11 protein-coding genes are annotated in these 11,870 nt (G+C 69.6%); 5 read left to right on the top strand and 6 right to left on the bottom strand.

All coding sequences use genetic code 11. The annotated features are described in order from the left end of the window. Positions 1-92: 92 nt before the first annotated feature. The 4 genes from VPH46_RS05980 to murA all read left to right on the top strand — a co-directional run bounded on the left by VPH46_RS05980 (position 93) and on the right by murA (position 4,731). The gene (locus VPH46_RS05980; RefSeq protein WP_416609669.1) at positions 93-1,877 is read left to right on the top strand and encodes a PHA/PHB synthase family protein; all 1,785 of its coding nucleotides are present in this window, start codon (positions 93-95) and stop codon (positions 1,875-1,877) included. 122 nt (positions 1,878-1,999) lie between these two features. After that, positions 2,000-2,773 (top strand): TIGR01841 family phasin, encoded by a 774-nt coding sequence (phaP, locus tag VPH46_RS05975; protein ID WP_416609667.1) that lies wholly within the window; start codon positions 2,000-2,002, stop codon positions 2,771-2,773. Between the two features lie 167 nt (positions 2,774-2,940). After that, positions 2,941-3,321, top strand: coding sequence for an ATP-dependent Clp protease adapter ClpS (gene clpS, locus VPH46_RS05970; RefSeq protein ID WP_375781651.1), 381 nt, complete (start codon positions 2,941-2,943; stop codon positions 3,319-3,321). A 126-nt stretch (positions 3,322-3,447) separates the two neighbouring features. After that, entirely contained in the window at positions 3,448-4,731 is a 1,284-nt protein-coding gene (gene murA / locus VPH46_RS05965) for a UDP-N-acetylglucosamine 1-carboxyvinyltransferase (protein ID WP_132883209.1), read from the top strand. A 56-nt stretch (positions 4,732-4,787) separates the two neighbouring features. On the opposite strand, the gene VPH46_RS05960 is transcribed toward murA, so the two are convergent. The 4 genes from VPH46_RS05960 to VPH46_RS05945 all read right to left on the bottom strand — a co-directional run bounded on the left by VPH46_RS05960 (position 4,788) and on the right by VPH46_RS05945 (position 7,663). Further along, on the bottom strand, positions 4,788-5,732 hold the full coding sequence (locus VPH46_RS05960; protein ID WP_416609664.1) for a cation diffusion facilitator family transporter: 945 nt from the start codon (positions 5,730-5,732) through the stop codon (positions 4,788-4,790). Between the two features lie 272 nt (positions 5,733-6,004). After that, positions 6,005-6,514 (bottom strand): pantetheine-phosphate adenylyltransferase, encoded by a 510-nt coding sequence (coaD, locus tag VPH46_RS05955; protein ID WP_416609662.1) that lies wholly within the window; start codon positions 6,512-6,514, stop codon positions 6,005-6,007. Continuing rightward, positions 6,511-7,416, bottom strand: coding sequence for a polyprenyl synthetase family protein (locus VPH46_RS05950; protein WP_416609660.1), 906 nt, complete (start codon positions 7,414-7,416; stop codon positions 6,511-6,513). The genes coaD and VPH46_RS05950 overlap by 4 nt, the downstream gene beginning before the upstream one ends. Before the next feature lies 1 nt (position 7,417). Then, on the bottom strand, positions 7,418-7,663 hold the full coding sequence (locus VPH46_RS05945; RefSeq protein WP_125962020.1) for an exodeoxyribonuclease VII small subunit: 246 nt from the start codon (positions 7,661-7,663) through the stop codon (positions 7,418-7,420). A gap of 100 nt (positions 7,664-7,763) precedes the next feature. Between VPH46_RS05945 and VPH46_RS05940 the strand changes: the two genes are divergently transcribed. After that, positions 7,764-9,167 carry an NAD-dependent succinate-semialdehyde dehydrogenase gene (locus tag VPH46_RS05940; RefSeq protein ID WP_416609658.1) on the top strand — a complete coding sequence of 468 codons (1,404 nt, stop codon included), beginning with the start codon at positions 7,764-7,766 and terminating at the stop codon, positions 9,165-9,167. Positions 9,168-9,336: 169 nt separating this feature from the next. Here the strand turns inward: VPH46_RS05940 and VPH46_RS05935 are convergent, their stop codons facing one another. Then, complete coding sequence (locus VPH46_RS05935; protein WP_416609656.1) at positions 9,337-10,713, bottom strand: efflux transporter outer membrane subunit; 1,377 nt, start codon at positions 10,711-10,713, stop codon at positions 9,337-9,339. Next, complete coding sequence (locus VPH46_RS05930; protein WP_416610014.1) at positions 10,710-11,831, bottom strand: HlyD family secretion protein; 1,122 nt, start codon at positions 11,829-11,831, stop codon at positions 10,710-10,712. Before VPH46_RS05930 ends, VPH46_RS05935 begins: the two co-directional genes overlap by 4 nt. Positions 11,832-11,870 lie beyond the last annotated feature (39 nt).

Genomic DNA, 11,870 nt, shown 5'->3' with positions numbered 1-11,870 from the left:
GCCGCAAGGAAAACACGTCCGCCCGATCGGTCCTGACGCAACCGCTGGCTTGCGCTACACCAGCCGGACGGCACCAGATCGAGAGGAATGTCATGGCAGACGATGCCGCACCCACGCCGCCGGAACAGCCGGCGATCCCCTCGCTCGCCGATCTCCAGCATTGGACGGCGGTGTTCGGCCGCGCGCAGCAGATGTTGCTGGAGCATGGCTTCGCCTTCCCGGCGGACAAGGACGCCAAACCGGCCCCGGCCGGTGACGCTGCTCCCGCCGCACTGCCCGCCTGGGCCGATCCGTTCGCGCTGGCCCAGGCCAGTGCCGACTATTGGGCGGACACGCTGAAGCTATGGCAGCGCTTCGTCGATCCCGCCCACGCCGAACCCTATGTCGAGCCGGAGGCGCAGGCCCGTGATCGCCGGTTCAAGGCGCCGCAATGGCATGAGCAGCCGGTGTTCGACTTCATCCGGCAAAGCTATTTCCTGGCCTCCGAGCATCTGATGAAGGGGGTCGATGCGCTCGAGGGCGTCGAACCGCGCCAGAAGGAGCGGCTCCGCTTCCTCGCCCGCGGCTTCGTCGACGCGATGAGCCCGACCAACTTCCCCGTCACCAACCCGCTGGTGCTGGAGCGCATCGTCGAGACGCGCGGCGAGAATTTGCTCAAGGGCCTGCAGAACCTCTTGTCCGACATGGCGCGCGGGCAGCTGACCCACAGCGACGCCACGGCGTTCGAAGTCGGGCGCAACATCGCGACCACCCCGGGCAAGGTCATCAAGCGCACTGAGCTCTACGAACTGATCCACTATGCCCCCACCACCGAGAAGGTGCTGGCAACCCCGCTGCTGATCTTCCCGCCGTGGATCAACCGCTTCTACATCCTCGACCTGACCGCCGAGAAGAGCTTCATCCGCTGGGCGGTGGAGCAGGGGCTGTCGGTGTTCGTCGTCTCCTGGCGCTCGGCCGATGCCAGCATGAAGGACGTGCGCTGGGACGATTACGTGCTGCGCGGCCAGATCGATGCGGTCGACACCGTGCGCGCGCTGCTGGACGTACCGGCGGTGCACACGGTCGGCTATTGCGTGGCCGGGACCACGCTTGCCGCGACGCTCGCGCTGCTGGCGGCGCGCGGGGAGGCGGACAAGGTCGCCAGCGCGACCTTCTTTACCGCGCAGGTCGACTTCTCCCAGGCGGGTGAGTTGTCGCTGTTCGTCGACGACGATCAGCTGGAACTCATCCGCACCCTCTCGGCAGAGGGGTTCCTGGACGGCCGGGTGATGGCCGCCACGTTCAACCTGCTGCGCGGGCGCGAGCTGATCTGGAACTATGTCACCGCCAACTATCTGCTTGGCGAGGACGCCCCGCCGTTCGACCTTCTCCACTGGAATGCGGACGTCACCAACCTGCCGGCGACCTGGCACCTGAGCTACCTGACCGATCTCTACCGCGACAACCGGCTGGTGCAGCCCGGGTCGATCGCGATCGACGGGACGCCGCTGGACCTCACCACCGTCCGCACCCCCAGCTACATCCAGGCGGGGCGCGAGGATCATATCGCGCCGGCGGAAAGCGTGTGGCGGATCACCCACCACTTCGAAGGGCCGCTCCGCTTCGTCTTGGCGGGCTCCGGCCACATCGCCGGCGTCGTGAATCCGCCGTCCGCCGGCAAGTACCAGTATTGGCTCAACGATTCGCCCGGAGTGGCGACGCTCGCCGACTTCCTAGCCGGCGCGCGCGAGGTGAAGGGCAGCTGGTGGCCCGACTGGATCGAGTGGCTGCGCGGGATCGATGCTGCGGAGGTTGCGGCGTCGGGCGCACGCGTTCCGGGCGAGGGTGCGCTCCCGGCACTGGGGCTGGCCCCTGGCGAGTATGTTCTGAAAAGATAAGGGATCGCGGGCATTTAGCGGTTTTGTGAGCAGTGATGCTGCGCCGCACAATCCCGATTGCAATGGGCAGCAACAAGGCGTATTTGTTGCAGCGCAGCAGCGTTACGCAGGAGGCCGTTCGCATGGCAGGCAAGGAACCCAAGGCAAAGGCGCCCGCGCCATTGGCTCGCAAGGCTCCGCCGCTTCGTGCCAAGCCGGCCGTGTCCCCGCCGCCTGTTGCCGCCGCCGCCGAAAAGAAGCCTGTCGAAGTCCCGTTCGTGGCACCCGCCGCGCCGGAGCCGATCGAACAGCTCGTGGCTCCGGTGACCGCGCAGTTGGAAACCATCGCCGACAAGCCTGCCGACACCGCTGCCGCCGCGATAGCCGCAGCCGATGTGCAGGCGCATGCCGGGGAAACCAGCCCGGACGCCGCCCAGCCGGCCGCGCCCGCGCCAGAGGAACGCACCATGATCCACACCAACGAAGCTGCCGAAGCCACCACCGACAAGGCGCAGGCCCTGTTCTCCGACTTCAACGCCCGCACCAAGGCGGCGATGGAAAAGAGCGCCAAGAGCGTCGAGGAAATGACCGACTTCGCCAAGGGCAACGTCGAAGCGCTGGTCGAGGCCAGCCGCATCGCTGCCAAGGGCTTTGAGTCGATCGGCCACGACGCCGCCGACTTTGGTCGCCGCAACTTCGAGAACGCGACCGCGACCATGAAGACCCTAGCTTCGGTCAAGTCGCCGACCGAGTTCTTCAAGCTCCAGTCCGACTTCTTCCGCGGCGCGTTCGACTCGTTCGTGGCCGAGACGTCGAAGAACACCGAGGCGATGCTGAAGCTGGCCGGCGACGCCGCGCAGCCGCTGTCGAACCGCGTCGCGCTCGCGACCGACAAGTTCAAGGTCGTCGGCGCCTGACCCCATCCACGCGTCGCATCCGACGCGGGAAGAAAAGGGGCGTTCGCGCAAGCGGGCGCCCTTTTTTCATGTCCGCGTCCCTCGCGTGACGGCGGTCCGGCTGCGCGGGGCGACTGCGGCCAAATCCACCGGTCGCCGCGCGCGCGGCCTTGCCCTTGCGACTTGCGATGCCATATTTGCCGTTCGTGATGATCGATGCCTCCACCCTGCGCCCCCGCCTTGCAGAAGGCGGCGAGAACGACGACGATTCGGGCTCCGTCTCGGGTGTCGCCACGCGCACCCGCACGCGGACCAAGAAGCCGACGCCCTATCGCGTGCTGATGCTCAACGATGACTACACGCCGATGGAGTTCGTCGTCCTCGTCCTCCAGCGCTTCTTCCGCATGAACATGGAAGAGGCGACTCGCGTCATGCTCCACGTCCATCAGAAGGGCGTCGGCGTCTGCGGCGTCTTCAGCTACGAGGTGGCGGAAACCAAGGTCGGGCAGGTGATGGACTTCGCGCGCCAAAACCAGCATCCGCTCCAGTGCACGCTCGAAAAGGCCTAATCGCCAGGCGCTGACCCGCAGGCCCTTCCGTGCTCCTGCGAAGGCAGGAGCCAAGGTTCCAGATGCCGTAAATTGTTGTTCTGCTCTGCCGCTTGCGCGCCGCCCGCAACTGAGTAAAGCCGCGCCATGGACCGTATCCTCATCCGCGGCGGCAACCGTCTGAAGGGCCGCATCGCCATCTCGGGCGCGAAGAATGCTGCCCTCACGCTGCTCCCTTGCGCGCTCCTCACCGAAGAGCCGCTGACGCTGCGCAACCTGCCGCGCCTGGCCGACGTCGACAGCTTCGGCCACCTGCTCAACCAGTTCGGCGTCTCGACCATGATCGAGGGCGCGCACCCCAGCGACTTCGGCCGCGTGATGACGATGCGCGGGCAGCGCCTGACCTCCACGGTCGCGCCCTATGACATCGTCCGCAAGATGCGCGCCTCCATCCTGGTGCTCGGACCGCTGGTCGCGCGTGCCGGCGAGGCGACCGTGTCGTTGCCCGGCGGCTGCGCGATCGGCAACCGCCCGATCGACCTTCACCTGAAGGCACTGGAGGCATTGGGCGCGGAGATCGAGCTCGCCGCCGGCTATGTAAAGGCGACGGCGCCGAACGGCCGTCTGCCGGGTGGCCGCGTGACCTTCCCGATCGTCTCCGTGGGCGCGACCGAGAACGCGCTGATGGCCGCCGTGCTCGCCTCCGGTTCCTCGGTGATCGACAATGCCGCGCGCGAGCCCGAGATTGTCGATCTCTGCCGCTGCCTCGTCGCCATGGGGGCGCGCATCGACGGCATCGGCACCGAGCGGCTGGAGATCGAAGGCGTCGATCGCCTGCACGGCGCCACCTATGCCGTCATGCCGGACCGGATCGAGGCGGGCAGCTATGCCTGCGCGGCCGCGATCACCGGCGGTGCGGTCGAACTGGCTGGCATCGCCGCCGAGGACATGCGCGCGACCATCGACGCGCTGGTCGAGGCGGGCGTCACGGTCGAGGAGCGCCGCAACGCGCTGTTCGTCGAGGCCACCGGCCCGATCGGCCCGCTCACCCTCTCGACCGCGCCGTTCCCGGGCTTTGCCACGGACATGCAGGCGCAGTTCATGGCGATGCTGACCAAGGCCAATGGTGCCAGCGTGCTCACGGAGACGATTTTCGAGAACCGCTACATGCACGTGCCGGAACTGGCGCGCATGGGCGCCGACATCCAGGTGCGCGGCCGCGTCGCCGTGGTGCGCGGTGTCGACAAGCTGGTCGGCGCGCCCGTCATGGCGACGGATCTCCGTGCGTCGATGAGCCTGATCATCGCCGGCCTCGCTGCCGAGGGCGAGACCTCGGTCAGCCGCATCTATCACCTCGACCGCGGCTATGAGCGGCTCGAGGAAAAGCTGCAGGCAGTCGGCGCCGACATCCAGCGCGTCGGCGGGGAATAAGGGGAGGGGGCGCACGGCCCCTCCTTCGCCCTGCTAGCGGGGGCGAGCAGCCGCGATCAGACCGTCCGCTCGCCCATGCCGCAATCCGCCGCTTCGGACAGCTCGATCTGCAGCGTCGCATGGCCGATGCCGAAGTCGTGGGACAGCCGGTGCTGCGTGCTCGCCAGGAACGCGTCGCCCGGGTGCCCGCCCTGCATCACCAGGTGCGCCGTCAGCGCCGTCTCTGTCGTGCTCATCGGCCAGATGTGCAGGTCGTGCAGCCGCGCGACCCCGGGCAGCCCCTCCAGCATTGCCGCCACCTTGTCGGGGTCGATCCCCGGGGGCACCGCCTGCAGCGCGAGCACGGTGGATTCCTTGAGCAGCCCCCAGGTGCTCCACAGGATCACCGCCACGACGAGCAGGCTGACCGCCGGATCGATCCACGCCGCCCCGCTCCACAGGTAGAGTGCGCCGGCGATCACCACGCCTGCCGAAACCGCGGCGTCCGCGGCCATGTGCAGGAACGCGCCGCGGATGTTCACGTCGCCCTTGCGCCCACTCGCGAACAGCATCGCCGTGCCCAGGTTCACCAGAATGCCGATGGCGGCGACGATCATCACCGGCCCCGCCTCGATCGGCTGCGGGTCGGACAGGCGTCGGAACGCCTCCAGCGCGATGGCGCCCACCGCCACCAGCAGCACCAGCGCGTTCGCCAGCGCCGCCAGGATCGAGGAGCCGCGCAGCCCATAGGTGAACCGCTTGGACGTGGGCCGCTTGGCAAGCTCCGCGCCGCCCCAGGCGATCAGTAGGCCCAGCACGTCCGACAGATTGTGCCCCGCGTCCGCCAGCAGCGCCACCGAGTTGGTGAGGAACCCCGCACCGCCCTCGATGCCCACGAACAAAAGGTTGAGCGCGGTGCCGATCGCAAAGGCGCGGCCGAAGTCAGCGGGCGCATGGCTATGCCCGTGGCCACCGTGCGCATGGCCGTGGCTATGCCCGTGATTCGCGTGGTCGTGTCCCATCCCCGCCTGGGTAGCGGTCGCAGGGGAGGTGATGCTAGCACCTGCGGGTCGTGAGGGCGTTTGTGCCCGGTGCCGACCTCCCGGACCCGTTCGTACCGAGTAGAGACCGAGTAGCTGCGTGAGCAGCGTAGCGAGGGCTCGTATCGAGGTACTGCGCCAAGCGACCCTCCCTCGATACGCCGTCTCGATACGCTCCTTGCGGAGCTACTCGACGGCTACTCGGGATGAACGGGAAGGGGGAATGCAGCGGGAGGACGGGGCCGGGCCGCGCCTCAGGCGCTGCCCTTGCGGCCCATCTGCTCCACCCGCGCCGCGACGTCCTCGCGCACGGCCGGGTTCACGAACTTGCTGATGTCCCCGCCATACAGCGCGATTTCCTTCACCAGCCGGCTGGCGATCGGCTGGAGCGAGACGTCGGCCATCAGGAACACCGTCTCGACCCGCGGATTGATCTGCTGGTTCATGCCGGCCATCTGATATTCGTATTCGAAGTCCGCGACGGCGCGCAGGCCGCGCACGATCACGGTGGCGTGCTCGCGCTCGGCGAAGTCCATCAGCAGCGAGTCGAAGCTCACCACGCGGATGTCGCCGCCGATGTCGGCGACTTCGCGCTCCACCATCGACAGGCGCTCGGCCAGCGAGAACATCGGCGACTTGGACGGGTTGGTCGTGACGCCGATCACCAGCCGGTCGACCAGCTTGGCGCCGCGGCGGATGATGTCCATGTGGCCGCGCGTGATCGGGTCGAAGGTGCCGGGATAGACCCCGATGCGCACGCTCACCGATCGCGCTCCAGCACATAGCGGGCGATGTCGCGCAAGAGGTCCGCCTCCGGCCCGAAGCCGTGGAGATGCGCCACCGCCTGGTCGATCAGCATGCGCGCCTGTTCGCGCGCGCGCTCCTGGCCCAGCAGCGAGACGAACGTCTCCTTGCCGGCGTCGCCATCCTTGCGCAGCGCCTTGCCGACCGCCGCCTCATCGCCCTCGACGTCGAGCAGGTCGTCGGCGATCTGGAAGGCGAGGCCCAGGTCGTGCGCATAGCCGCGCAGCCCCGTGCGGCCCTCTGCCGGCAACCGGCCGAGGATCGCGCCGGCTTCGACCGAACAGGCGATCAGCGCGCCGGTCTTGAGTGCCTGCAGCCGGGTCACGGTGGCAAGGTCGAAGCGGGTGCCCTCCGCCTCCAGGTCCATCGCCTGGCCGCCCGCCATACCAGCCGGCCCGGCCGAGCGCGCGAGATCGGCGATCAGCTCGACCCGTACGCGCGGATCGGCATGGGTTTCCTCGTCCGCCAGCAGCTCGAACGCGAGCGCGTGCAGCGAATCGCCGGCCAGGATCGCCGTCGCCTCGTCGAACGCCTTGTGCACCGTCGGCTTGCCGCGGCGCAGGTCGTCGTCGTCCATCGCCGGCAGATCGTCATGGATCAGGCTGTAGACGTGGATGCACTCGATCGCCGTCGCCGCCCGCGCCAGGCAGGTGCGGTCCACCGTGAACAGCTGGCCGGTGGCGAACACCAGCAGCGGCCGCAGCCGCTTGCCGCCGCCGATCGCGGCATGGCGCATCGCCTCGTACAGCGGCGCGCGCGCATCCTCGGGCACCGGCAGCAGCAGGTCGAACTGCCGGTCGATCTCCGCGCCGACCTCGCGCAGCGCGGTGTCCAGCGACGACAGGGTTTCGGCGGTCGCCACGTCAGCCTGCGGCAAAGGGCGTGGTGCCGGTCGGGCGGCCGTCGGCGCCCAGGCGGATCGCCTCGATCCGCTCCTGCGCGGCATCCAGGCGGGCGGCGCAATGCTGGCGCAGCTTGTCGCCCCGCTCATAGAGCTGGATCGCCTTGTCGAGCTCCTCGTCGCCCGTTTCCAGCCGGCCGACGATCTGCTCCAATTCCTTGAGCGCCTGCTCGAAGCTGAGCCCCGCGACGTCCTGTTCTTCTGTCATGCGCGAGCTATGCGGCAGGTCCGCTAAAGGCGCAACCGCCGGACCGATCGGCGTGCTGCCGCGTTACTGCGGCAACCCCGAAACCGTCGAGAAAGTCCCCATGTTCACCAGCATCAATCCCGCCACGGGCGAGACCGTCGCCACCTATGCCGAGCTGACGGACGCCGAAGTGGAGAAGAAGGTCGCGGCCGCCCACGCGGCGTTTGCGCGGTGGCGCACGACCGATCTCGCCACCCGGACGGCGCTGCTCTCCGCGATCGCCGACCAGTTCGAGGCGAACAAGCAGCGCCTGGGCGAGATTGCGACGCGCGAGATGGGCAAGACGCTCAAGTCCGCGATCGCCGAGGTCGAGAAATGCGTCAGCGGCTTTCGCTACTACGCCGAGCACGGGCCGAAGCTGCTGGAGCCGGTCGAGGTGCCGCTGGCCAAGGGAACCGGCAGCGCGCGCTGGCTGCCGATCGGCGTGGTGCTCGCGATCATGCCGTGGAACTTCCCCTATTGGCAGGTGGTGCGCTTCCTCGCCCCCTGCATCCTGGCAGGCAACGTCGGCCTCCTGAAGCATGCCTCGCTCACCCAGGGCTGTGCGCAGGCGATCGAGGAGATGGTGACGGCGGCCGGCGCGCCGGAGGGGCTGTTCGCAAACCTCGGAATCCCGTCGCGCCGGGTCGCGCCGCTGATCGAGGACGACCGCATCGTCGCCGTGACCCTCACCGGCAGCGAGGGCGCAGGCATCAAGGTCGCCGAGGCCGCAGGCCGCGCGCTCAAGAAGGTGGTGCTCGAACTCGGCGGTTCGGACCCGTTCATCGTCATGCCCTCCGCCGATCTCGACGCGGCGGCAAAGGCGGCGGTGACCGGCCGCATCCAGAATGCCGGACAGTCGTGCGTCTGCGCCAAGCGGATGATCGTCCACGCCGACATCTACGACTCCTTCCTCGACAAGTTCGCGCAGGGCATGCGCGACGCCAAGGTCGACGATCCCATGGCCGAGGACACGACCATGGGCCCGCTCTCCAGCGTGGAGCAGCGCGACACCGTCCTCGAACAGGTCGCGACCGCGCAGGAGAAGGGCGCGCGGCTGCTGATGGGCGCCGAAAAGATCGACCGCCCTGGCGCCTGGATGACGCCTGGCGTCCTGGTCGACGTGCCGCTTGACGATCCGGTCGCGCAGGAGGAATTGTTCGGCCCCGTCGCGATGGTGTTCCGCGCCCCCGACATCGACGAGGCGATCCGCATCGCCAACGACGTCCCCTTCGGCCTCGGCTCCAGCGTCTGGACCACCGACCCTTCCGAGCAGGAGCGCTTCGTGCGCGACATCGAGGCCGGCATGACCGCGATCAACCAGATCCTCGCCTCGGTGCCGGAGGCGCCGTTCGGCGGCATCAAGCGCTCCGGCCACGGCCGCGAGCTCGGCCCCTGGGGCCTGCACGAGTTCATGAACCTGAAGGCGGTGCTGCATGCGCCCGAGACGGCGCCCAAGGACGCCGGCAGCGCCGCCAGCGAATAGCGAAATAGCGGTTTGGGCGTGCCCCGGCGGAGGCCGGACCCCAGCTGGGGTGGCCGTGCGAGGTTCGCTGCCCTGTCAGCCGGCATCACAACTGGACCCCGGCCTTCGCCGGGGACCGGAACGAACGGCCGACGGACCGTGCCCCGCGCGCGAGCACGCCCCGGCGGAACTACGGCGTCGGCGTGCCCGCCCAGCCGCCGCCCATCGACTGGTACACGGCTACCAAGGCGGTCAGCTGGTCGGCGCGCGCCTGGGCAAGCGCCAGCTGCGCATTGAACAGGCTGCGTTGCGCATCGAGCTGCTCCAGATAGGGGCTGTAGCCGGCGCGATAGCGATTGGTGGCATGCCGCAGGGTTTCTGCAAGCGCCACGCGCTGCGCCTCCAGCCGCCGCTGCTGCTCGCCCAGCCGGTCGACGGCGGCCAGCGCATCCTCCACCTCGCGGAACGCGGTCAGCACCGTCCGCTGATAGCCGAACGCCGCCTGGTCCCGCCGGGCGGCCGAAGCCTCGACGCCGCCGCGCAGCCGTCCGCCCTGGAAGATCGGCGCGAGCACGCTTGCCCCCAGCGACCAGATGCCGACCGGGCTGCCCAGCGAGCTGGAGAACAGCTCACCGGTCGATGCCGCCAGGTTGAGCGAGGGAAGGAACGCCGCGCGCGAGGCGGCGAGCGTCGCATCCGACGCCGCCAGGGTCAGCTCGGCCTGCGCGATGTCCGGCCGCCGGCGCAACAGCTCGGAAGGAAGAGTGGCCGGGATTGCCGGCGCCTGCAGCGTCGCGAGCGTGGCTCCGCGTTCGATGGCTCGGGGCGACTCGCCGATCAGCACCGCCAGGGCATCCTCCTGCCGCCGTGCGGCGAGCTCGAGCGTCGGCAGCGTCTGCGCGACGTTCTGATACTCGGCCTCGGCCTGGCGGAGCTCCAGTTCGGAGGTGTAGCCGACTTCGGCGCGGTTGCGGGCGATGCGCAGTGCCTCGCCGCGGGACGCGATCGTATCGCGCGCGATGGCGATGCGAGCATCCAGTCCGCGCAGGGTGATGTAGCCGGAAGCGGTCGCCGCAGCGACGCTCAGCCGCGCTGCATCCGCGGCGGTCGCTGCTGCCTCGGCGGACAGCCGCGCCGCCTCGACCTGGTTGCCGATCCGCCCGAACAGATCGACCTCGTAGGCGGCCTGGAACACCGGCTGGGCCGAGGTGCCGACCCCCGGCTGGCCGAGCGCGTTGACGCTGCGCGATTCGGTCAGGCTGGTGCCGGCGCTGAGGGTCGGCAGCCGGGCGGCGCGCGCGATCGTCTCCTGGGCGCGCGCCTCCCGCACCCGCGCGACCGCGATCCCGATGTCGCTGTTGCGGGCGAGCGCCGCCTCTACCAGCCGGGTCAGCACCGGATCGCCGAAGCGCTGCCACCACTGCGCATCCACCGTCGCGCCGGCCGGCAACTGCGTGCGCCATGCCGCCGGAGGCGTGACAGAGGCACCCGCGGGCGCGGGCGTCTCGGGTGGGGTGCAGCCGGCAGCCAAGGCGACCGTCGCAAGCGCGCAGAGGCTGCGCCTCATCGGGCGGTCGGGGCGGGGGTGCCCCGCGTGTCCACGCGTGCGTCGACCGACATGCCGGGCCGCAGCCGGTCGAACAGCGGGTCGTTGCGATCGATCGCGATCCGCACCGGGATACGCTGCGCCACCTTCACGAAGTTGCCGGTGGCATTGTCGGCCCGGATCACGGTGAACTCGTTGGCGGCGGCCGGCGCGATGCGCTCGACCCGCCCGTGCAGTTCGGCGTGGGCGAGCGCATCGACGCGGATGGTGGCCGGCTGGCCGGGCGCCATGCGCGCGGTCTGCGCTTCCATGAAATTGGCCATGACCCAAACGGTCGGCGGCACCAGGAACACCAGCTGCGTGCCCGCGGTGACATATTGCCCCAGCCGCACGCCCACTTCGCCCAGCCGTCCGTCCTGGGGTGCGCGGATCACGGTGTTGGCAAGGTCGATCTCGGCGAGGCGCAGCGCCGCGCGCGCACCTTCGACGGCCGCCTCCAGCCCCCCGCGGCCGACCGTCACCGATCGGACCTGTTCCTGCGCGACGCTGCGCTGCGCCTCCGCCTGGTGCACGGCCGCTTCCGCCTGGCGCAACGCCGCGAGCGTCTGGTCGCGCTCGCGCAGCGACACCGATCCCTCGTCCACCAGTTCTGCGACGCGCCGCATGTCCGCCTGCGCACGGGCAAGCTGGGCGCGTGCATTCTCGACCGCCGCGGCCTGGCCGCCCAGCGTCGCCTGGCTCGACCGCTGGCTCTGGGCGGAGTTGCTGAGCGTGGCCACCTGGGTGGCGAGCTGCGCGCGCGCCTGCTCCACCCGCTGGCGATAGATGCGGTCGTCGATCCGAGCGAGCACCTGCCCCTTCTTCACCACCTCGAAGTCGCGGACGGCCACCTCGGTGATATAGCCGTTGACCTGGGGCGCGATCACCGTCGTCTGCCCGCGGACATAGGCGTTGTCCGTTTCCTGGAACGCCGTGGTGAAGGGCGGGAGGCCCCAGGCATAGAGTGCCAGCAGCACGCCTGCGACCAGCATCGCGATGAAGCCGATGGTCGCGCGCAGGCTGCCGCGTGGCGGTGCCCAGCCGCGCGAGGGGGCCGGTGCGGGAGCGGCAGCCGCGTCGGCCTGCGGCGGGACCTCGATCGGATCCTTGAGCCGCTCGTACGGCTCCGGGGCTGGGGG

Origin of the sequence: Sphingomonas sp. MJ1 (PH-R8), assembly GCF_048058635.1 — a bacterium.
Taxonomy (GTDB): Bacteria; Pseudomonadota; Alphaproteobacteria; order Sphingomonadales; family Sphingomonadaceae; genus Sphingomonas.
This window is presented reverse-complemented; position numbering and strand designations above follow the sequence as displayed.